This is a genomic window from Maribacter arcticus (assembly GCF_900167935.1).
Classification (GTDB): Bacteria; Bacteroidota; Bacteroidia; order Flavobacteriales; family Flavobacteriaceae; genus Maribacter; species Maribacter arcticus.
On the sequence record NZ_FUYL01000005.1, the window covers coordinates 12,944 to 35,280 of the forward strand.

The 22,337-nt window shown below is 31.0% G+C and carries 18 protein-coding genes; 16 read left to right on the top strand and 2 right to left on the bottom strand.

All coding sequences use genetic code 11. The features are described from left to right. Positions 1–142: 142 nt before the first annotated feature. Together B5X55_RS08890 and tatA are read right to left on the bottom strand one after the other, a co-directional pair. Entirely contained in the window at positions 143–3,061 is a 2,919-nt protein-coding gene (locus B5X55_RS08890; protein WP_079512275.1) for an OmpA family protein, read from the bottom strand. A 316-nt stretch (positions 3,062–3,377) separates the two neighbouring features. Next, positions 3,378–3,563, bottom strand: coding sequence for a twin-arginine translocase TatA/TatE family subunit (gene tatA, locus B5X55_RS08895; protein WP_079512276.1), 186 nt, complete (start codon positions 3,561–3,563; stop codon positions 3,378–3,380). 638 nt (positions 3,564–4,201) lie between these two features. On the opposite strand from tatA, the gene B5X55_RS08900 reads away from it, so the two are divergent. The 16 genes from B5X55_RS08900 to B5X55_RS08975 all read left to right on the top strand — a co-directional run bounded on the left by B5X55_RS08900 (position 4,202) and on the right by B5X55_RS08975 (position 22,296). Then, entirely contained in the window at positions 4,202–5,071 is an 870-nt protein-coding gene (locus B5X55_RS08900; protein ID WP_079512277.1) for a M23 family metallopeptidase, read from the top strand. 6 nt (positions 5,072–5,077) lie between these two features. Beyond that, positions 5,078–6,583 (top strand): GH3 auxin-responsive promoter family protein, encoded by a 1,506-nt coding sequence (locus B5X55_RS08905; protein WP_079512278.1) that lies wholly within the window; start codon positions 5,078–5,080, stop codon positions 6,581–6,583. 46 nt (positions 6,584–6,629) lie between these two features. Next, positions 6,630–8,312 carry a DUF6909 family protein gene (locus tag B5X55_RS08910; RefSeq protein WP_079512279.1) on the top strand — a complete coding sequence of 561 codons (1,683 nt, stop codon included), beginning with the start codon at positions 6,630–6,632 and terminating at the stop codon, positions 8,310–8,312. A 1-nt stretch (position 8,313) separates the two neighbouring features. Next, positions 8,314–9,309: a hypothetical protein gene (locus tag B5X55_RS08915; protein ID WP_079512280.1), complete on the top strand. Its 996-nt coding sequence runs from the start codon at positions 8,314–8,316 to the stop codon at positions 9,307–9,309. An 8-nt stretch (positions 9,310–9,317) separates the two neighbouring features. After that, positions 9,318–10,361 (top strand): dTDP-glucose 4,6-dehydratase, encoded by a 1,044-nt coding sequence (gene rfbB, locus B5X55_RS08920; RefSeq protein WP_079512281.1) that lies wholly within the window; start codon positions 9,318–9,320, stop codon positions 10,359–10,361. Between the two features lie 24 nt (positions 10,362–10,385). After that, complete coding sequence (gene rfbA, locus B5X55_RS08925; protein ID WP_079512282.1) at positions 10,386–11,255, top strand: glucose-1-phosphate thymidylyltransferase RfbA; 870 nt, start codon at positions 10,386–10,388, stop codon at positions 11,253–11,255. Further along, the gene (gene rfbC / locus B5X55_RS08930; RefSeq protein WP_079512283.1) at positions 11,252–11,800 is read left to right on the top strand and encodes a dTDP-4-dehydrorhamnose 3,5-epimerase; all 549 of its coding nucleotides are present in this window, start codon (positions 11,252–11,254) and stop codon (positions 11,798–11,800) included. The genes rfbA and rfbC overlap by 4 nt, the downstream gene beginning before the upstream one ends. After that, positions 11,794–12,651, top strand: a complete 858-nt coding sequence (rfbD, locus tag B5X55_RS08935) for a dTDP-4-dehydrorhamnose reductase (protein WP_079512284.1) — start codon at positions 11,794–11,796, stop codon at positions 12,649–12,651. Before rfbC ends, rfbD begins: the two co-directional genes overlap by 7 nt. Further along, on the top strand, positions 12,630–13,142 hold the full coding sequence (locus B5X55_RS08940; protein ID WP_079512285.1) for a hypothetical protein: 513 nt from the start codon (positions 12,630–12,632) through the stop codon (positions 13,140–13,142). The genes rfbD and B5X55_RS08940 overlap by 22 nt, the downstream gene beginning before the upstream one ends. Before the next feature lie 45 nt (positions 13,143–13,187). Further along, complete coding sequence (locus B5X55_RS08945) at positions 13,188–14,339, top strand: TDP-N-acetylfucosamine:lipid II N-acetylfucosaminyltransferase family protein (RefSeq protein ID WP_079512286.1); 1,152 nt, start codon at positions 13,188–13,190, stop codon at positions 14,337–14,339. 24 nt (positions 14,340–14,363) lie between these two features. Further along, entirely contained in the window at positions 14,364–15,599 is a 1,236-nt protein-coding gene (locus B5X55_RS08950; RefSeq protein ID WP_079512287.1) for a hypothetical protein, read from the top strand. 184 nt (positions 15,600–15,783) lie between these two features. Continuing rightward, the gene (locus B5X55_RS08955) at positions 15,784–17,049 is read left to right on the top strand and encodes an MBOAT family O-acyltransferase (RefSeq protein WP_234999700.1); all 1,266 of its coding nucleotides are present in this window, start codon (positions 15,784–15,786) and stop codon (positions 17,047–17,049) included. A 2-nt stretch (positions 17,050–17,051) separates the two neighbouring features. Continuing rightward, complete coding sequence (locus tag B5X55_RS08960; RefSeq protein ID WP_079512289.1) at positions 17,052–18,734, top strand: alginate O-acetyltransferase AlgX-related protein; 1,683 nt, start codon at positions 17,052–17,054, stop codon at positions 18,732–18,734. A 38-nt stretch (positions 18,735–18,772) separates the two neighbouring features. Then, positions 18,773–19,951 carry a glycosyltransferase family protein gene (locus B5X55_RS08965; RefSeq protein ID WP_079512290.1) on the top strand — a complete coding sequence of 393 codons (1,179 nt, stop codon included), beginning with the start codon at positions 18,773–18,775 and terminating at the stop codon, positions 19,949–19,951. Next, on the top strand, positions 19,944–21,230 hold the full coding sequence (locus B5X55_RS08970) for an O-antigen ligase family protein (RefSeq protein WP_079512291.1): 1,287 nt from the start codon (positions 19,944–19,946) through the stop codon (positions 21,228–21,230). The genes B5X55_RS08965 and B5X55_RS08970 overlap by 8 nt, the downstream gene beginning before the upstream one ends. Next, a complete protein-coding gene (locus tag B5X55_RS08975) occupies positions 21,205–22,296 on the top strand; it encodes a DUF1972 domain-containing protein (protein WP_079512292.1) in 1,092 nt (363 codons plus the stop codon). The genes B5X55_RS08970 and B5X55_RS08975 overlap by 26 nt, the downstream gene beginning before the upstream one ends. The last annotated feature ends 41 nt before the right edge of the window (positions 22,297–22,337 follow it).

Sequence of the window (22,337 nt, forward strand, 5' to 3'; positions counted from 1 at the left end):
GTATAGGCTAAATGCTAATTAAAAAGATATTTAAGTATCATTTTAGGAGATAATAAGAGTTTATGCATAACACCATGGTTCCATTTAGGGTGGCATAATACAATTGAAAAAAAAACACCGCCTTTGGCGGTGTTTTTAAAGTTTACATATCTACGATAATAAATTCTGATCTACGGTTAAGGTAGTGCTGTTCTTCCGTGCAGCGGACAGAACCATCACAACCATTAAGTAATTGTTCTTCGCCAAAACCAATTGCACTTTCTATTCTTGAAGGGTCTATCCCTCGAGCTATAATATACTCTCTTGTCGATTTGGCACGTTTGTCCGAAAGGTATTTGTTGTATACGGCATCACCTCGTGAATCGGTATGTGATTCAATTTTAATTACCATGTTTGGAGAATCATTCATGACAGCAACCAGTTTATCAAGTTCTAAAGAAGCATCTTTACGAATAAATGATTTGTCGAAATTAAAGTGAATCATCTCTGTCTTTAGTTTTCTAATTCCGTCTTCAACTGCTATCATATCATTTAGTTTCTGCATTGAAACATCAACATTTACAATTTCGTTATTTTTTGTTGCTGCGTCTCTGGTGTCATCAAAGTAAGAGTCCTTTGTAGTTTTTAGAACGTACCTTTTATCTGATTCTAAATCTTCAAAAACGAAACTTCCATTTTCGTCCGTCTCCATTTCTTTAAGTTTGATGTTGTTCTCATCTAATAATTGTACTAATGCATTTGGCATTATATCACCACTTACCAATTCTGTAACTATGCCAGAAATAGCGTTTGTATTTGTTGGAATTTCCTCAATTTGTAGTGTTTTAAAGGAATAAATATCATCATCACCTTTACCACCCCCACGATTAGACGCAAAGTATCCTTCTTGTGTATCCTCATTTACTATAAATGAAAAATCATCCTTCTTACTATTAATAGGTTTCCCCACATTTCTAACTTCTAGAAAGCCAACTTCATCATCGAAGGCAACTTCAAAAACATCTAAACCCCCTAAACCAACATGACCGTCTGAAGAAAAGTAAAGTTTGTTTTCATTTATAAAAGGAAACATTTCTTTATGTTCTGTATTGATTTCAGGACCTAGGTTTCTTGGTGAAGAGAAAGAACCATCTCCTAAAACATCTACCACGAAAATATCTGTCTCACCTATACTACCTGGCATATCTGAAACGAAATAAAGTTGCTTGCCGTCATTGCTTAATGCTGGGTGACCTGTAGAGTAGTCGTCACTATTAAAAGAAACTTCATCTGCTTTTGTCCACTCTCCGTTTATTTTTTTAGAGCGGTATATTTTAAGATTGTTGATACCATTCTTATCTCTCTTCAATTTTTTACCATAATTATTTCGCGTAAAATACATGGTTTTATTATCAGGTGAGAAGGTAACTGACGCTTCATGATATTTAGTATTAATCTCATTAGAGAACTTTATGGCATTCTTAAGATCTTGAGATTCTTCATTTATCTTGGCTACATATAAATCTAAGTACGGTTGATTATTCCATTTATACCTTCTGGTATTAAATATAGATGAATCTTTTGCCGAGGCGTAAACTATTTCGTTGCCATTATAGTACATTGGTGAGAATTCAGAATATTTTGAATTAATAGCAATATTTTTAACATCAAACCTATCATCCATTCGTAAAAGACCGTCCAATACAATTTCATTTAATTCACTATTCTTTTCTATCTTTTCCCCTGCTAATTTTCTATTGTATAATTTCATAAGACGTTTTGACCTTTTGTAATTTCCAATACCTTTAAGGGAATGTGCGTATTTAAAAAGATAATCAGAACTCATTTCTGATTCATATTTTTCATACAAGATATTATACCACTTATATGCTTTTTCCATATCCGTATTAAAATAATGTGCATCACCTGCTTTTTTTAATACTTCATAAGTATAATCTTCATTGCTCTTGTTTAGAGCAAGTTCGTAGAGTTTTGCAGCCTCTGCGTACCACATTTTATTAAAGTACTCATCAGCTCTTTGTACTATTTTACTTTTAGACTCCTTTTGAACTGATTTAGGAGCAACATTATTATTTAAAGTTGATGCGCTTTGTTCAGAATATTCTAAATCATCATATGTTACTTCATCTAAAGGAATTAATTCTGAATTTAGCTTACTATTACCCATTTTTAGTATCCAAAATTCTTTAGCATATCGATTGTCGAATTTTGTACTACAATCCTTTAAAGCTGTTTCCCAAGATTCGTAGTAATTTAAATATAGGTAGTATAAATTGTTTTCGGGGTTTTGAAAATAACCTGAGTCAAAACCTTTTTTATTTAATTTTCTAACTTGTGATTTTAGATTTCCACTATTACTAAAAATACCTGCAATCACATAATAACCATTCTGAACATCTTTGATGTTTTCAAATGTATTATGTGAAATAGCATAGGATTTTGCAGTTCTTTCAAACGCCTCTGAGTCTGTTTTCTCAACTTCAGGTATAGATTCAGAGTCAAATGATTGTTTTGAGGCTAGAGTGGCTTGAAAATCTTTTTCAACCGATTTAGAAGTGACATTTTTATTTAAAGTTGATGTGCCTTGCTTAGAATATTCTGTATTTAGCTTACTATTAGCCACTTTCAGAACCCAGAATTCTTTAGTATAACGATTGTCGAATTTCGTACTACAATCCTCTAAAGCTGTTTTCCAAGATTCGTAGTGATTTAAATATAGATAGTATAAATTGTTTTCAGGATTTTGAAAATAACCTGAGTCAAAACCTTTTTCATTTAATAGTCTAACTTGGGATTTTAAATTTCTGCTATTGCTAAAAATACCTGTAATTACATAATAACCATTTTGAACATCGTCAATGTTTTCAAATGTCTTATGTAAAATAGCATAGGATTCGGCGGTTCTTTCAAATGCCTCTGAGTCTGTTTCCTCAACTTCAACTTCAGAGATAGATTTAGTGTCAAAGGATTGTGCCGAGGCTAGGTTAGCTTGAAAATCTTGAGCATTAATAAAAATGACAAAGATTAAAAAATACAGATTTATAAAAGGTCTTATATTCATAATTATAATTTGAGCCGAAGGATTCGCCAAGGTGTAAATCTGTAGTATTTGGGGGGTTATTATATTTTTGATAATACTACAACATAGACGAAATTAGTTTTAATGCTATGGTTCGTATAGTATTTGTTGTGAAAGAAGTGTTTTTTGTCGTGTATTCAGCTTTATCAGTAGCTTTGATAATCATTTCAGCAGATTATTTAAGCATTTCAACGGCATTATATTTTGGCTAAAGAAAACATCTATATGAGTTTTGAGCACAAAAAAAGCCCTGTAGTACAGGGCTTGATAAAGCTATTTAAAAAGGATTTAAAATAAATTAATCCTTTTTCTTTTCTTCTAATTGTTCGTCCTCTTTAGAGGCGTCTTTAAATTCTTTTATACCACTACCTAAACCTCTCATTAGTTCAGGAATCTTTTTTCCTCCGAATAATAGTAGAACAACCACTACCACTAGAATTATTTGCGGTGCACCTATAGCCAAAAAAGTAGATAAGATTGTCATAAGACTTTAATTTTAAATGGATTTCAAAGATACTAAAAACTTCTTAGTTTGCTGTTAATATTAACTTCAAGTGTTTATTTATTTGATATAATGCAAAATTTAGAAATGAACTTGATACATGCTCAACAATAGACTGATTGGTTTATTTTTTGTTTGTATGGTGATTATTGGCTTCTAAACATTACAAGTTGGGCTATTTTATTTGGTAGCCTGTTCAATTAGCGTAATCCAATTCTTTTTTATAATAACAAAGAATATCTAAATTGGTTAAAGATTGTATTATATAGCAAGTAAACTATTATCTTATTAATTGTTTTGGACAAGCAATACATAACTGCCGAATTACTTTAATTTAAATATTGAACGTAATTTATTTAGAAATGAATATAATATAAAACAAATGGAAGCATAACTTTATTTAAGTATGCTTCTTGCTGAATATATGAAAACCAATTGTTTAAGTTTTTAAAAAAATGGAATGTAGTAATTAAAGTTTTTTTCTTTTTGAACGGAAATGTTAGAGTTGATGTAAACCATAAATATATAAGAATCGTAACTAAAGTATATTTAGACTTGTCTTGTAGAATTAATTATTTTAAAGACCGTCTTAATTAAATTCTAAGTTTATCTTTGTTAGGATGGCCAAGAAAGTTAAAAAAAGGAAAGAAATAAAACGAAAGTTGCTTCATAAGTACCGTTTGGTCATTTTGAACGAAAGTACTTTTGAGGAGAAAATATCTTTCAAGCTTAGCAGGCTCAATGTTTTTGTAACAGGGTCTTTTTTTATGATTACCCTTATAGGGTTAACTACTTTATTAATTGCCTTTACGCCCTTACGCGAGTATATACCTGGGTATTCTTCTACGAGGCTTAAAAAAGAAGCTACAGAGCTTACGTATAAAACTGACTCCTTAGTTAGAACCTTAAATTATACTAATAAGTATTTAGATAACATTAGAATGGTTTTAAAGGGTGATATTGAGAATACCGTTGTCAATAGAGATTCTCTTTTTCAACAATTTAAATTAGATCCTGAATCTGTAGATTTAAACCCAATAAGGGAAGATTCATTATTACGGGCTGAAGTTGCCCTTGAGGATAAATACAATTTATTTGAACGCGTAATTGACAAAAAAAACCTTTTATTGTTCACGCCAGTATCTGGTTCAATAACTATGGGTTATAATCCGAATGAAAAACACTATGCGGTTGATATTACAGCTGTTACTGATAGTCCGGTAAAAGCTGTTGCCAATGGTACGGTTATTTTTTCTGAATGGACAGCTGATACGGGTTATGTGATTATTATTGAACACGAAGGCGGATTGTTGAGTGTTTATAAACATAATGGCTCATTATCAAAGTTTCAAGGGAATATTGTAAGGGGAGGTGAGGTTATTGCATCCGTAGGTAACACAGGTGAATTTACTACGGGACCACATTTGCATTTTGAACTTTGGGATAATGGAACACCAATAGACCCGGTTAATTATATTGATTTTAATTAGAATTAGATGTCCTTAAAGACCATAGCTGCTAAAATATTTGCCCATCGGATTGCTAAAAGGACCAACAAGTGGGTGAACAAACCTATTGAAACGCAAGAAGAGGTTTTCAAAAGCCTTTTAGAAAGCGCTAAAAACACCAAATTCGGAAAGGACCACAACCTAAGCACTATTCAATCACATGTTGATTTTGTTCGAAATGTACCCATAAGAGATTACGAGGAATTAAAAGAATATGTAAATTTAGTTGTGTCTGGTGAGAGTGATATTCTTTGGCCAGGAAAGCCTATTTACTTTGCAAAAACATCAGGAACTACATCAGGAGCAAAGTATATACCTATAACCGAGGATTCTATTAAAGAACAGGTTAAGGCATCTAGAAACGCAATTCTAAATTATATACATGAAACGGGTAAAGCTGATTTTGTTTCTGGTAAAATGATTTTCTTACAAGGGAGTCCTGTTTTAGAAGAAAAAAACGGGGTTAAATTAGGAAGGCTTTCTGGTATTTCAGCACATTATGTTCCTAATTACCTGCAGAAAAATAGAATGCCTAGTTGGGAGACGAATTGCATTGAAGACTGGGAAGCCAAGGTGTCTGCTATTGTAAAGGAAACCAAAGATGAGGACATGACCGTTATTGCTGGCATTCCCTCTTGGGTTCAAATGTACTTCGAAAAACTCAAAGAAAATACCAATCAGAATGTTGGAGATTTGTTTAAGAATTTTGAACTGTTTATTTATGGAGGAGTCAATTATGAACCCTATAGAAAGAAGTTTGAAAACCTGATTGGAAGAAAGGTTGCGAGCATTGAACTTTTTCCTGCAAGTGAAGGCTTTTTTGCATATCAAAATTCCCAAAAGGAAAATGGTATGTTGTTGCTCTTAGATGCTGGTATATTCTATGAGTTCGTAAAATCAGATGAATTTTTTGAGGAGAATCCACAACGACTTACTTTAAAAGATGTTGAGATAGGTGTAGATTATGTAATGATTATAACTACAAATGCCGGTTTATGGGCATACAATTTAGGAGATACTGTTCGGTTTGTTTCTGTTTATCCATTTAAAATTGTGGTTTCCGGAAGAATTAAGCACTTTATTTCAGCTTTTGGGGAACATGTAATCGCAAAGGAAGTAGAAGAAGCGATGTTGGTAGCAACTAGCGCAACCGACGCCAGTGTAAGCGAGTTTACAGTTGCACCGCAGATAACCCCAGAAAGAAATGAATTACCATATCATGAGTGGTTTATTGAGTTTGAAAAGCCACCGAGTGATATGAATTTGTTTATTCAACAGTTAGATGGGGCTTTACAAAAGCAGAATAGTTATTATTATGATCTTATTATTGGTAAGGTTCTGCAAACTTTAAAGATTACTCCGATTGAAAATGGCGGATTCTTATCTTACATGAAATCTATAGGAAAACTAGGCGGACAGAATAAAGTTCAAAGATTATCAAATGACCGAAAAGTGGCCGATAGTTTGTCGAAATACAGCAAGACTAAAATCTAGCTTTTTAATAACAAATATTAAATTGTAATTTTGTTTGAAATCTTCCATGGGAAAAGCAATCACTACAACTAGAGCTCAAGAATCTACAAATGCTATTGAACGCATGTATATTACCATGCGCCATCTTTTTAATAGGGGGTTTTATAAGCCAAATGGAGTTTCTGGAGAAGCACTAAAAAATGCACTATTACAATTAAGACCTGAAATATACGGCTCGGTCGGTGAAGAAAAGGCTGAATTAAATGGTCTTATTTATGTGTTAGAGCGTTTGCCAGAAGGTATTGAGCAATGTACGTTTATCAATTTAACCTCAGATGAAGGTTATGGTATTTCCCACATCAATCCAATAATTCCACCGAAGCGAAGAAGAAATTGTTATCGTATAGATGATGAACAGATGAATATTGAGATAACACGAGGTCGCTCTGACATCTATGATATTTTAACTCACCTAACTTTTTTGTTTATTGAATCTGAAAAAATCTGTAATCGAGTTTTAATACCCGAAACGGAAAAAACAATAAGAGATTGGGCAAAGCTTGAAAGCGCAGTTAATAAAGAAGAATTAACTCAAGAAGAACGCGAAATAGCCTTAATTCATACCGCTAATATTTTAGGAAGATCTTTTGAGGAAATATTAGAAGTATATAAAAAATTCAGCACTAAAACTAACCCAGAAAGATTTCTAAAAGTAATTTACTGGCTTGGAAAACTAGCACTGGAGGAAGAAATTTCTGGTGAAAAAAGAGCTATAACGTTTAGTGCTTTATTGAGAGAACGATTGGGGCATCATATTCATGGCGAAATTTGGGCCAACAATATAAAAAGTGTTTTAGTAAAAAATAACCTATTACACAGGCCTATTCATATTATTTCTGCAAACATGCATAGTGTTATGAATTCACTTTTTGCAAAAGCAGCATTGACAAGTGAATTTCCTAAAGTAGATTCATTAGAAATATTCGAGGCATTAAGTAGTGCTGGTAATGCTGAGCTAAGAAAGAAAGTAACTGAATTGGCGGAAATCAATGGAATGATTTCAATCGATGATACCTCGGGCACTAATATCGATGTTCAAATTTTTGATACAGCGAAGATAAAAGTGAACAACTGTTCGTACGATTTTTCAACAGAAGAGATTGATAAAAAACCTGTTATATTTGTTATGGATTACGCTTTTGGTGAGCAGGCTTATGAAACTATTGACGAGTTGTTAAAACCATATAGTACAAAAAAGAACAATGGGTCTTTAATTAATGTGGATTCAGTTTCGATAATGGGTAAAGCTGGTATTTTAGAAGGAGGAAAAGGAGACTTGATGATACCATCAGCACATATTTTTGAAGGAACAGCAGATAATTATCCATTTAAGAATGAATTGTGTGCCAAAGATTTTGAAGGATATGGTTTAAAAGTTTTTGAAGGGACTATGGTAACTGTTTTAGGAACATCACTTCAGAACAAGGATATTTTAAAGTTCTTTCACAAATCTACCTGGAATGTTATAGGACTGGAGATGGAAGGAGTACATTATCAAAAGGCAATACAATCTGCATCGAAAATAAGAAAGAGTATAGGTGAAAATGTTAAGGTGAGATATGCATATTATGCATCAGACAATCCTTTAGAAACGGGAAGCACATTAGCCTCTGGAGGATTGGGTACAACAGGAGTAAAACCTACATATCTAATTACCGATAAAATTTTAAAACAAATTTTTAATTCATAACATGGCGGATAATCAATCACCAACCACCCAAAATAGTTCTGATGAAATTGACTTGGGGCAATTATTTAAATTAATAGGAAGCGCATTAAATGCAGTGTTAAGATTCTTTCTTAGAGTCTTCCTATACCTGAAAAAAAATATTTTTATACTGATTGGTTTAGTATTGTTCGGCTTCGCTTTAGGGTATGGGCTTAGCAAAATAATATCCAAAAGAATGAAGTCTGAGGTCATTGTGAAACCTCAAATGGAGAGTAAAAATTATTTGTATGATGTTATAGATGAAATTCAATCAAAAATTGGTGCTAAGGACACATTATTTTTTAAGTCAATTGGTATAGAAGAAATCGATTTTGCGGGATTAGAAATTACTATTAACCGAGTTATTGAAGCAGGGACATCTGAAACGGATTTACAATATTTGGAGCTTCTTCAAAGTTTTGAAAATACAGATGCTATCGCTGATATAGTTAGGGCGGAACTTCAGAGTAAAAGCTCTTTTAACCAAAGGATTACATTTTTCTATAATAATCCAGAAATGGGAAAAGATTTTGTTGACAAGGTCTTAAAATATATCAATACAAATCAATATTTTGATGGACTTATAGTAATTTATAGGGCTAATGCAACGAGTCGTATCTTAGAAAATCAAAAATTGTTAAAGCAGTTGGATGAAATTATTGCCAACTATGCAAATAAAATGGCAAAGCAAAATACACCAATTGGGAATGACCGAATTTTGTTGGATAATCAAGAATCTGTGAATATTACAGGCTTATTTAATTTGAAAAATGAATTAATTAAGGATATTGAATCGAAAAAGCTTGAATTAGAAACCCGCAGGGAGCCATTGAGTGTAATTTATTCTGGACAGGCCCAGGTAGTGCAAAAATCGTTTTTCGGAAAAAAGATTGTTTTAATTCCCATACTATTTTTGACAATCTTCTTTCTTGTATCTTTTATAGGATACCTTAATAAGAAAGCAAAAGAATTATATTAAAAAAATCTATGAATTTATTGATTACAGGTGGAGCAGGTTTTATTGGTTCTCATGTGGTGAGAAGATTTGTGCAGAATTATCCAAATTATCAAATCTATAATTTAGATGCACTTACCTATGCCGGCAACCTAGAAAACTTAAAGGATATTGAAGACTTTCCTAATTATCACTTTATAAAAGGTGATATTGTTGATGAACCATTTATTAATGATTTATTCGTTAAAGTTAATTTTGATGGAGTAATTCATTTAGCTGCGGAGTCACATGTAGACCGGTCAATTGAAGACCCTTTAGCATTTGTGAGAACGAATGTTATTGGAACCGTTAACCTTTTAAATGCTGCTAAGAACTCATGGAAAGATAGTACTTTGGGAAAAAGATTTTATCATGTAAGTACTGATGAGGTTTATGGAGCATTGGGCCAAGAGGGTCTTTTTACAGAGTCTACACCTTATGACCCTAATTCTCCATACTCTGCATCTAAAGCAAGCTCGGATCATTTTGTTCGTTCTTATGGGGAAACTTATAATTTTCCTTATGTCATTACAAATTGCTCTAATAATTATGGGCCATACCATTTCCCAGAAAAATTAATACCTCTTTTTATTAATAACATAATTGAAGGGAAATCGCTTCCAGTTTATGGAGATGGAAAATATACAAGAGATTGGCTTTTTGTAGAGGATCACGCTAGAGCAATAGATTTGGTGTTTCATAAAGGTGATAATCATGAAACTTACAATATTGGAGGTTTCAATGAGTGGCAAAATATAGATTTGGTTAAACTTCTTTGCCAGGTTATGGATAAAAAGTTAAATAGACCAAACGGTAAATCAGAGGAGCTAATTACCTATGTCAAGGATAGGCCAGGACATGATTTACGGTATGCGATTGATGCCACGAAAATAAATAAAGAATTAGGTTGGGAACCTTCAGTTACATTCGAAGAAGGTCTAGAATTGACTGTAGATTGGTATCTTTCTAATTCTGATTGGTTGAACCATGTTACTTCAGGAGATTACAAAGAATATTATAAAAAAATGTATTCATAATATAATTGTATTAAAGTAAAAAGTATGAAAGGAATAATATTAGCTGGTGGTTCAGGTACCAGGCTTCACCCACTTACATTATCTGTTAGTAAACAATTGATGCCTATCTATGATAAACCAATGATTTATTATCCTTTGTCTACTTTAATGTACGCAGGCATTCGCGAAATATTGATTATTTCTACCCCAAAAGATTTACCATTATTTGAAGAGTTATTAGGGAATGGCGAAAAATATGGTTGTTCTTTTACATATGCTGTGCAAGATGCACCTAACGGTCTTGCAGAGGCTTTTATTATTGGGGCAGATTTTATAGGAAAAGATAAGGTAGCGCTTATATTAGGGGATAATATTTTTTATGGCTCAGGTTTAGCCAAATTATTGCAATCTAATAATGATCCAGATGGAGGAATAATATATGCCTATCGAGTTCATGACCCAGAACGATATGGTGTGGTGGAATTTGATGATGAAGGAATAGCTATTAGTATCGAAGAAAAACCACTAGAACCTAAATCCAATTTTGCAGTTCCTGGAATATATTTTTACGATAATGATGTCGTAGATATTGCTGCAAAAATTCCTCCTAGCCCAAGAGGTGAACTTGAGATTACTGATGTTAACAAAGAATATTTAAAGCGTGGTAAGTTGAGTGTAAGTATTTTGGATAGAGGTACAGCTTGGCTAGATACGGGCACATTTCAATCATTAATGCAAGCATCTCAGTTTGTTGAGGTCATAGAAGAAAGACAGGGTCTTAAAATTGGCGCCATTGAGAGTGCGGCCTATGAAATGGGATATATCAATAAAAAAGAATTTAAAGAATTGGCTGAACCTTTAATGAAAAGTGGATACGGTAAAAATTTGCTAGGCATTTTAAATAAGAATAAATGATATTTAACGAAACTAAACTCAAAGGATGTTTTGTTTTAGAACCGACTATTTTCAATGATGAAAGAGGTTATTTTTATGAATCCTATAATAAAAATAAATTTAATGATGGAATTAGAGCAGATGTAGACTTTGTGCAAGATAACCAGTCTTTTTCAACCAAGGGAGTTTTAAGGGGACTTCACTTTCAAAGTGGAGAGTTTGCCCAGGCAAAATTAGTAAGGGTATTAAATGGATCTGTTTTGGACGTAGCTGTAGATTTAAGAAAAAGCTCCCAAACTTTTGGCCAGTATTTCTCTATAGTATTAAGTAGTGAAAACAAAAAACAACTTTTTATACCAAGAGGCTTTGCGCATGGTTTTGCGGTTTTATCTAATACTGCAGATTTTTTTTATAAGTGTGATAATTATTACAACAGTTCTTCTGAGGGTGGAATCATATATAATGATCAACAACTTAATATAGATTGGAAAATCTCAAAAGATGACATGAAATTATCATCGAAAGATTTGGAATTGCCTACTTTTAAAGATGCCCTTTTATGTTAAGTATATTGGTGACAGGCTCTAACGGTCAATTAGGCATGTCCATTCAAGAAATAAAAGGACAATTTACCGAAAATATTGTATTTCATTTTACTGATGCAAATGAGTTGGATATATCAAATGAAAAGGCAGTTCGAAATTTTTTCAAGAATAAAAATTATGATTATTGCATAAATTGTGCGGCGTATACAGCAGTAGATAATGCCGAAGATAATAAAGATTTGGCATATGCAATTAACGCTGACGGAAGTAAATACCTAGCGAAAGTATGTGACGAATATAGTTGTATTTTCATTCACGTTTCTACTGATTTTGTTTTTGATGGAACAAAAGAGGAGCCATACACCACATTAGATCAACCACGGCCTTTAAATATTTATGGCGCTAGTAAATTAGAGGGCGAAAGATTGATTCAAAAAGTAGCGAAGAAGTATTTTATAATAAGAACATCTTGGGTTTATTCAGAATTTGGAAATAATTTCGTCAAAACCATGATTAAATTGGGCAAGGAAAAAGATAGATTAGATGTGGTATCAGATCAAATAGGCTCGCCTACCTATGCAAGAGATTTAGCTCATTTTCTATTAAAAATTATATTAGATAAAAACAATAAATATGGTATCTATCATTTTTCTAATGAAGGGGTTTTAAGTTGGTATGATTTTGCCCAGGCTATAATTAAGCTCAGTAATTCAGACACCAAAGTATTTCCCGTAACTTCTTCTGATTATATAACAAAGGCATCAAGGCCTAAGTATAGTGTTATGAACAAGGAAAAAACTATTAAAACTTTTGGCATTAAACTTGAACCTTGGCAAACTAGTTTAAAGACATGTGTGCAAAATTTAAATTAATTAGCAATATTTTTCTTATACTCATCTTTTTTGTTTCGTGCGGTAGTAAAGAAAAGAAACTTCAAGAGAATAGTTCTAGAATAATATTGACGGCAAAAGTAATTGAGGATGATAAATTCCAATTGTTTTATATCGACTCTGCCAACGGTAAATATAATGAAAGAGATGTTGTAAGTGTTAATGTAGAAGGAAGCCAAGACTTTCAATCAATTGTATTTAAACTACCATTGAAAGCCCTCCCTAAACAATTTAGAATTGATATAGGTGAAAATAAAATTGAGTCTCCTGTAGAGATTGATACTTTAAAAATTGTGTTTGGCAGTAAAAAATTAGTCATGAACAATATGACTTTTAATCGATTTTTTAAGCATAATGTATATATAGAAGAAAATGAGCATGGGATTTATTCAAGGAGGATAATTAATAAAAAATATGACCCGTTTTTCAGCTCAACCAAATTTTTAAAAAAACACCTAGAATTGAAATTTTAAGATTTTTAATTGGGTTTGTGTTTAAATTAGAGATATTTATAAAGTATGATTTTACATTTTCTTTTAGATGAAAAAATTGCAGAACAAATAATATCTAATTTTGAAGGCATCTCATCAGACAATAAATATTTAGTATTTGTTAAAGATAAGGAGAAGTTTAAACACATAAAAAACTCTCATCAAAACATTCTGATATTTAAGTATGAGAAAGAAGATATCAATGGTATTGTTGAGGAATTAAAACCTACAGGAATTGTTTTACACGCTTATCATTTAGAATTTGCTAAAATTCTATTAGAACTAAAGTATGAGTTAAAAATAGCTTGGGTTGCTTGGGGTTTTGATATTTATGGTTTACCTAAAATAAAACAGAACATTTATGCACCACTTACCGATAAATTTTTAAGTAGAAAAGAGGCATTTTTATTTTTTAAGAGAAAGTTGTTGGCTAATAATTTATTGAGAACTATTTTCTTTCTATTTACTAAAGAGCAAGACCGATACTCAATTGTTTTTAAAAGTCTAAAAAAAGTAAATTATTTTTCAACTTATTTGGAGGAAGATTATATCTATTTCAGTAAATATTATCCAAATAATTTACGTTTTGTAAATTGTACGTTTACAAGTATCGATCAATACCTTGCAGGAAATGAAGATGTATATAACCAAGTAGAAGCAACAAATATAATTATTGGAAATTCTAATACACCTGAGTCTAATCATTTAGATGTAATAGATAAATTGAAACACAAAAAACTTGCTTCATCTAAAGTTTTTGTACCGCTGAGTTATGGTCAAAATGATGCTTATAGAAAGACTGTTATTAAGGAAGGTGAGAGTTGTTTTGGTGATAGATTTGAACCACTACTAATTTTTATGGAAAGACAGCAATACCTGAATATTCTTATGTCTTGTTCTGTTGGTATATTTTATCATTATAGACAACAAGCTATGGGAAATATTATTGCGATGCTTTATTTAGGCGCAAGAGTATATATGTATGCTAAAAGTCCGGTATATCTATACTTAAAAAGAAATCAGATAAATGTTTTTGATTTTGATATAGACTTTGATATTTATACTATTAAAAAATTACCTCAGACTGAAGTTGTAGCGAATAGAAAAATTTTAGAAACTCTTTTCAACAAAGACAAAGTAAACAACGATCTTAGCAACTTAATAAAATTACTTTCATGATTTTAAAAAAGGCTACATAAATTCATGACTTCTTTCAAATCAATATATATATTCAGCTTTTATATTATCACCTTTTTAATTTTTGTTTTAGGTGGTAGTATTCAGTTTTTACTGGGTTTTTCTAATACTGTTCTTACTTTTTTTCTAACAGGTTTTATATTTTGTGTTTATGGAATGTATAGTATACATAAGCGTAAATTAGTTCTAAATAAAATAGTTTTATTTGCTGCACTTTATTCATGTACAATAATAATTACTGCTTTAGTCAGAAAAAGTGATATTATATCAACTGTCGCTTATCTCATTTTCCCTCTATTACCTTTAGGAGTTTATCTGTTTACCTTTATAAATTATAAAGAAAATTATATTACTAAAGTAACAGTTTTTAAAGCCTTTTTTTATATTTCATTAATTCAATTACCAGTATTAATCGCACAAATATTTTTTTATGATTTTTTAATACTATTTAATAATAGTGGACAAAGAATTGCTTGGTATGATTTTATGTTCGGTACATTTTTTATAAAATCAGATCATTCATTAGGAATCTTTATACTAATTATTGTTTCAATCATTTTATTTTCAGATAAGAAAATTCAGGACGCAATAAAATATCCTAAAATTTCAATTATTTATTTAGGAACAACACTTTTTTTAACTCAGTCCAATATTTCAAAAGTTTTATTTATCCTTTTAATTTTAGGTTCAGTTTTAGGTCCGGTTTATAAAAAATATAAAGGTGATTTTAGATTTAAGGCGTTGGGAGTAATTTTAGTTGTATTACTAGTGTCAATCGGGTACAGCCTTAAAGAAGAAAAATTTGTTCAGAGAAAATTAGGAGGCTCTTTTGAAAAACAATTTTCACTCCAAAGTGCTGAAAAGTTTTATGAGGATACTACAGCGAAGCGATTTCAAATAATAATGGTTGCGGCAAAAGTGTTAAAAACGAAATGGATTGGTAATGGGCCATATAGCTATTTTGATGTCCGTACAGGAAAATTTAAACAAACTAGACATTTTACCCAATTGATTTGGACCTATTTTGATTTAGGAATAATTGGGCTCATTATAGTATTTTTTTATATGTTTTATTTAATTTCATACTTAGATATTGATAAAGGAATACCATTTTTAATTTTTATAGCAATTTTTTTATTGTACGCCTTATACACTACGATACTTTCTGATATCGCTATTTTGTTTGCATTATTTACTGTTTTTAACAAAAGAATAAAGCAAGCCAAAATTTCAAGTAGTTAAATATCGGGTAATTCATCTAATAGTAATTTTATAAATGGTTTTCAGTTCTACGGTTTTTTTGTTTTTATTTTTGCCTTTTGTTTTAGGGTTACATTTTTTACTTAAAAAATCATTAAGAAATCCATTTATCCTAATATGCAGTTTGTTTTTCTACGCATGGGGTGAAAATATATTGGTATTATTAATGATTATCTCAATATGTATAAACTATATATTTGGAATTTTAATTTCTATTTCACAAGCAAACTCAAGAGAATCAATGCCAAAATGGGCATTGACAATTGGTGTTACTTTAAATCTTTTAATCTTAATTTATTATAAGTACATCCATTTCATTCTTGAAAATTTAATGGACATTGGAATCAAAATAGATATTGATGTAAGTACTGTTGCGCTGCCAATTGGAGTATCGTTTTTTACCTTTCAAAACATATCATATTTGGTAGATGTATATAGAAAGGAAGTGGATAGCCAGAAGAATTTAGTTCATTTAGGTTTATATGTATCATTATTTCCGCAGCTGATAGCTGGTCCTATAGTACGATACATAGATATATTTCAAGAAATTAAGAATAGAACGATAACCAAAGAATTGTTTTCTTCAGGTGTAACTAAATTTATCGGAGGACTGGCTAAAAAAGTATTAATAGCAAACACGGCAGGGCTAATAGCAGATAAGGCATTCGATATAAGTCCAACTGAATTATCAACTCCGGTGGCTTGGTTGGCAATATTATGTTATACCATGCAGATTTATTTTGATTTTTCTGGATATTCAGATATGGCTATAGGTTTAGGTAGAATGTTAGGGTTTAGATTCAAAGAAAATTTTAATTACCCTTATATTTCGCAATCAATACAGGAGTTTTGGCGTAGATGGCATATATCATTATCTACATGGTTTAGAGATTATTTATATATTCCTTTAGGAGGCAATCGAAAAGGTAAATATTGGACTTATATCAACTTAGTAATTGTATTCTTTATTACTGGGTTATGGCATGGTGCAAGTTGGAACTATGTGATTTGGGGCCTTTATCATGGACTATTTATTATTCTAGAAAGAACTGGTATAATTTCCTTCCCTGGCAAATTATGGTTCTTAAAAAGGTTCTATTTACTTTTAGTGGTAATCATTGGTTGGGTTTTCTTTAGAATTGAAGATTTAAACTTGGCCCTTCTATTTATTAAAAAATTATTTTCATTTTCAAGTGGCTCTAATAACTATCCTTTAATGTATTTAGATCGATATACCTATTTTGTATTACTTGCGGGTATATTGTTCTCGACACCTATTAAACAATTTGTTTCAAATAAAGTGACATTATTGATTCATAATGATATTTTAAGAGCTACTGTAAAGTACAGTGTTTACTTAATATTATTTGTTTTCACAATTTTAGAACTGGCACAAACGACATTTAATCCATTTATATATTTTAGATTTTAGAAATGGGAAAACAATTATTAGCGGTAATAGGTGGCTTATTAATATTTTGGTTTATGTTTTCTATTCTTTCGAATAAAAAATTAAAGCCCACAGGAATTACTATTGATTTGGAGACGATAACCCTAGAAAATGATATTTTTTATATTTATTATTTACAAGAAGGAGTAAAAAAATGGAGTGATGAAAATAGTGTTCACCAAAGAATTCAAGGAAGTGAAGCTTTTCAGAATTTACAATTTGAACTTCCAATTGATAAAACCATCAATAGAATAAGAGTTGATATTGGAGCAAACAAAAACCAAAAACCAATTGTATTAAAATCTATTACTATTAGTTCTGAAACAGGTTCAATAGCAATAAGCAATGATTTATTAAATAGTTTTGATTTAAATGCATATGCGACATTAAAAGACAATCTTTTTTCTCCCAAAATCGTAAATGGTCGATATGATCCATTTTTAATTTCGAAACCTGTTATTTCTGAAGCAATTGAAAATTTAAGAAAGCCTAAACAACAATTCAATAGCACACTCATCTATTTTATATCAATACTGTTTTCACTTTCTTTCTATGTTTTTTTAATAAATAAAAAAATAGAGTTTCAACTGAACCATGTGTACATATTTTTGTTTGTTTTGATTATTGTTTCACCATTTTTATTCCAAATTTTTTCTAACCAAAATGAGAAAGTATCTCTTGAAAAAAGAGAGCTTGCTAAAATGCCCGAGTTTACTTCAGTAGAAAAATTCCCGCAAGAATTTGAAAACTATTTCAACGACAACTTTGGCTTAAGAAATGAAATGATAGATCTGTTTGGTAGAATCAAAGTGAATGTCTTTAAATCATCACCTAAGCCAGAAAGAGTTCAGTTTGGATCAAATAAATTTCTTTTTTATAATAATATAGATGATGAAGTCTTTGGTAGTTATACGAATACCGCGCCTATCTCTATAGAGGATTTAAATAAAATGTATACCAAGTTTGCGTCACGAAGAGATTTGTTGAGTAAAACAGGTATTACTTACGTGGTTGGGTTTTGGCCCAATAAGCATTCAATTTATCCTGAATTTTTGCCGGCTTCAATGCGCCTTCAGATAAAAGAAGAAAATTCACAAGCTGATCAAATAATTAATTATTTCAAGAAAAAAGATTTTGATTTTTTTGATGTACGAAAGCCTGTTGTGGCTGCTAAAGACAATAAAAATCTTTATCGCACATTAGATACGCATTGGAACGCAAATGGCGCCTATGAGGCTTATAGAGGCTTCTGTCAAGTTACTTATGCAACCTTAGGGCTTACTCCTTTTAATATTTCAGATTTTCAAATTAAATATAATGATTCTTATGAAGGAGATTTAACAAATCAACTAGGGGTTAAGTCCATATACGGATACAAAGATAATCTACCGACATACGATTTAATAGATAAAACTAAATTGTACAAAACATTAGTAAGAGAGGGTTTTCCAAAGGGAACAATTATTACTCAAAATGATAATAGTCCAAAAAAACAAAAAGTACTGATCTTTAGAGATTCATTTACTACTGCCTTAGTTCAATTTATATCATTACATTATAAAGAAGTCATTTACATCAATGGTATATACGATCAAAGCATAGTTGATAAGGTTAAACCAGACGTGGTTATTTCATGTAGAGTTGAAAGATATATGCTTTCAATGTAATGGGTAAAATTCACAAGTAAATTTTAAAAGATTACCAAATGAAGAAAGTGGATGTAATTGTTATACCATTTCATGATTGGAGAAAAAGCGAGCATGAGGGTTTTAGAACTAGAGACGTTCATTTTATTCAAGCTCTTTCCAAAAGTGAGCATGTTGGTAATATTTTAGTAGTCAATAGGCCATTAACATGGTTAGAACTTTTTTACAAGAAGCACAAGTTAAAATTGGAGGGTAAAGAATTAATCAGCACAAAAAAGTTTAGCCTTACCAAAGTTCAAGAGAATATCTATGTTGCAGACTATAAGTCAAGAGATGTTATAGGGCAGTTCTTTAAAAAGTATTTGTGGTTTATAAAGAAATATAGCGATCCAAAATATGCAGATTTTATTTCGCATTGTAGTGACAAAATAGAACTGAAATCACCTTATCTAATCAACCAAAATATTTTTGCCCACAAGTTAGCCGTTAATGTTAAAGCACAAAATAAATTATTCGATGCATGGGATAATTTTTTAAAATTCCCACTTTATCAAAGCTTCGTGTCTGAACTAGAGAGCGGATACAAAGATTTAGCGGAGAACATACCTAATTGGATAACTAATTCAAATGAAAACGTTGCTTTTTACACGCAGAGGTTTAATGTAAAAAACATTCAATTAATAAAGAATGGGGTAAAGTCAAATTTCGCCTCAGGCGAATTTATTCTCCCGAAAGATATCGAGAATATACCAAGACCAATAATTGGTTTTGGCGGTAAACTATCTTATTTGATAGATTGGGAACTAGTAAATTATATAACACTAAAAAACCCAGAGGCTTCGTTTGTTTTTGTGGGTCAGATATTAGACCAGAAAGTTTATAATCAAATTGTAAAAAGAGAAAACGTTTATTTTTTGGGAGATAAAAAGTATGATATATATCCTAATTATGTCAAGAGTTTCGACACCTGCATTGTACCTTATAATATTAAAGAAGGGCAGCATGGCGGAGACTCTATGAAAGCCTATGAATATCTATTATTAAACAAAAAAGTAGTCGGAACCAACGGTAATGGCCTAGAAGACCTAGAAGAGTATCTTTACATCGCTAAAACCAAGGAAGATTTTGCACAAGAGGTCGGTTCGATGAATAATACTAAAAAGAAGCTTTTAGTTAAGGATTATTCTTGGGAGACAAAAGCCAAACAAATTCTTGGTATTTTAGGGGTAAATGAATAAAACAATCATTTTTGGGCAAAGTATTAGTTGGAATCTATTGCTTTTATCTTTGATAGTAGCCTGTATTCCATTTCCAATTAAAATGGGTAATGCCGCTATGATTTTAGGAATTTTATTTGTTGTATATCAATTAATAGTCAAGCAGATAAAATTAGACAGAAAAAAAATTTGGTCTTTTGCAATAATCTCCCCAATTCTATTTTTTATCCTTATTTTAATTAGTGCTTTGTTTAGTCAAGATATAAGTGCGGGCCTTAAACAGGTAGAGAAAAATTTATTGCTAATTCTCATGCCATTTATTTTAATAGGTATTTACCCACCCACAAAAGTAGATAGGGAATTTGTAATACGCGTGTTTTCATTTGCGAGCATAATCTCATTTTTCATATTATTTATAGTTGCGATATTCAGGATAATTGGGGGAGCTAATTTTGATGTTCTATTTTTTCATGAGTTGGGAGCCTTTTTTGACCTCCATCCGGTATACATTGCCATCAACTTATGTATAGCCATTTATTTTTTATCCTTTTATTATAAGAAACAAGTTCCTATGAGTCGTGGCGCTCTTATATTCTTAATTTTAATAATATCATTTGGTCTTTTTGGGCTGTTTCTTTGTGCTTCAAAAGTTGTTATCCTAGTTTTCATTCCATTGTATTTTATAAAATTGCTACAAGGTGCGTTGAAGAAAAATACCTTGTCGATTATATTGTTACTTATACTTCTAAGCAATGTGTTTGTTTTTAAATCTTCTATAGTTTCCGATAGATTTTCTGATGGTTTAACCTTTGATATTGAAACATTTCAACCTACCAGTGAAATAGCATTGTCAAAGGTATTTAGCAACGAGGAAAAAGAAAAAATAAGTGATTTAGAATTAAGATACCTGATGCTTAAAATTGGCACTTTTCATTTACAGAATGATGGTAAATTACTCTTTGGTTATGGTATTGGTGACGTTCAAGAATATATCGATTACTATTATATGCAATATGGCTTAGCGCCCGGTTGGTTTGAAGGTTATAATTTGCACAATCAATACTTACAGTATTTGGTTACTTATGGAGCGTTAGGATTTACTTTATTTATAATATATCTGATATACAGTTTGTATTTTGCCATAAAAAACAAAGAATCGTTACATTTATTTTTTTTGATTTTAATTTTAACGATTTTTCTTTTCGAATGTGTTCTTTCAAGAAACAAAGGGATTGTTATCTTTATTTTTATGAACACTTTTTTTATGATGAAATATGAAAATAGCTTTATTAGGAACTAGAGGTGTTCCAAACCACCATGGTGGTTTTGAACAATTCGCCGAATATTTTTCTGTTTATTTAGCCAATAAGGGACATGAGGTTTATGTTTATAATTCACATGATCACCCATATAAAGAAAAGACGTATAAGGGGGTCAATATTGTACATTGTTTTGATGCTGAATCAAGGATTGGAACAGCAGGCCAATTTATATATGATTTCAATTGCATTATAGATTCAAGAAGTAGAAATTTTGATATAATACTGCAACTTGGCTATACTAGCAGTTCTTTGTGGTATTGGCTCTTACCAAAAAAACCATTGATTATCACTAATATGGATGGTCTTGAATGGAAAAGAACAAAATACTCTAAAAAAACCAGGGACTTTCTGAAAAAAGCTGAAAAATGGGCTGCAATGAACAGCGATTATTTAATATCAGATTCTATTGGTATTAAATCTTACCTCAAAGAGACTTATAATATGTATTCTAAATACATAGCATATGGATCAAATGTATTTAATGACCCAAATGTCAGTGAATTGGAGCTCTATGGTGTAAAGCCGAAAGAGTATAATATGCTGATTGCAAGATTAGAGCCTGAGAACAACATAGAAACTATATTAAACGGGGTTGTAATGTCAACAACAACGCTACCTTTTTTAGTAATTGGTAAGCTTAGCACAAAGTTTGGCGGGTATTTAAAGAATAAATTTAAAGATGAAAAACGTATAATTTTTTTAGGCGGGGTTTATAATCAAAACCATTTAAATAATTTAAGATATTTCTCTAACCTTTATTTTCATGGTCATTCAGTAGGGGGTACCAACCCTTCTTTATTAGAAGCAATGGCCTCTTGTGCATTAATTATAGCACATGACAATGTGTTCAATAAATCGGTATTAGAAGAAAACGCCTTTTATTTTACTAAGAAAGAAGAAATAGCTACTTTTTTAAATACGTTTACAAAAGAAAAGCATCAGAATATGATTAATGGAAACATAAATAAAATTAACAATGATTTTAATTGGGATAAGATAAATCAAGAGTACTTGAATTTTTTTATAGAATGTTTCCCTGCCTAAAAGCATTGCTTTATTTTTGATGGGGATGAGGTTTATTGGCG

Coding starts and splice junctions, on each gene's coding strand:
- B5X55_RS08890 (WP_079512275.1), bottom strand. CDS start 3,061: ATGAATATAAGACCTTTTATAAATCTGTATTTTTTAATCTTTGTCATT.
- tatA (WP_079512276.1), bottom strand. CDS start 3,563: ATGACAATCTTATCTACTTTTTTGGCTATAGGTGCACCGCAAATAATT.
- B5X55_RS08900 (WP_079512277.1), top strand. CDS start 4,202: ATGGCCAAGAAAGTTAAAAAAAGGAAAGAAATAAAACGAAAGTTGCTT.
- B5X55_RS08905 (WP_079512278.1), top strand. CDS start 5,078: ATGTCCTTAAAGACCATAGCTGCTAAAATATTTGCCCATCGGATTGCT.
- B5X55_RS08910 (WP_079512279.1), top strand. CDS start 6,630: ATGGGAAAAGCAATCACTACAACTAGAGCTCAAGAATCTACAAATGCT.
- B5X55_RS08915 (WP_079512280.1), top strand. CDS start 8,314: ATGGCGGATAATCAATCACCAACCACCCAAAATAGTTCTGATGAAATT.
- rfbB (WP_079512281.1), top strand. CDS start 9,318: ATGAATTTATTGATTACAGGTGGAGCAGGTTTTATTGGTTCTCATGTG.
- rfbA (WP_079512282.1), top strand. CDS start 10,386: ATGAAAGGAATAATATTAGCTGGTGGTTCAGGTACCAGGCTTCACCCA.
- rfbC (WP_079512283.1), top strand. CDS start 11,252: ATGATATTTAACGAAACTAAACTCAAAGGATGTTTTGTTTTAGAACCG.
- rfbD (WP_079512284.1), top strand. CDS start 11,794: ATGTTAAGTATATTGGTGACAGGCTCTAACGGTCAATTAGGCATGTCC.
- B5X55_RS08940 (WP_079512285.1), top strand. CDS start 12,630: ATGTGTGCAAAATTTAAATTAATTAGCAATATTTTTCTTATACTCATC.
- B5X55_RS08945 (WP_079512286.1), top strand. CDS start 13,188: ATGATTTTACATTTTCTTTTAGATGAAAAAATTGCAGAACAAATAATA.
- B5X55_RS08950 (WP_079512287.1), top strand. CDS start 14,364: ATGACTTCTTTCAAATCAATATATATATTCAGCTTTTATATTATCACC.
- B5X55_RS08955 (WP_234999700.1), top strand. CDS start 15,784: ATGATTATCTCAATATGTATAAACTATATATTTGGAATTTTAATTTCT.
- B5X55_RS08960 (WP_079512289.1), top strand. CDS start 17,052: ATGGGAAAACAATTATTAGCGGTAATAGGTGGCTTATTAATATTTTGG.
- B5X55_RS08965 (WP_079512290.1), top strand. CDS start 18,773: ATGAAGAAAGTGGATGTAATTGTTATACCATTTCATGATTGGAGAAAA.
- B5X55_RS08970 (WP_079512291.1), top strand. CDS start 19,944: ATGAATAAAACAATCATTTTTGGGCAAAGTATTAGTTGGAATCTATTG.
- B5X55_RS08975 (WP_079512292.1), top strand. CDS start 21,205: ATGAAAATAGCTTTATTAGGAACTAGAGGTGTTCCAAACCACCATGGT.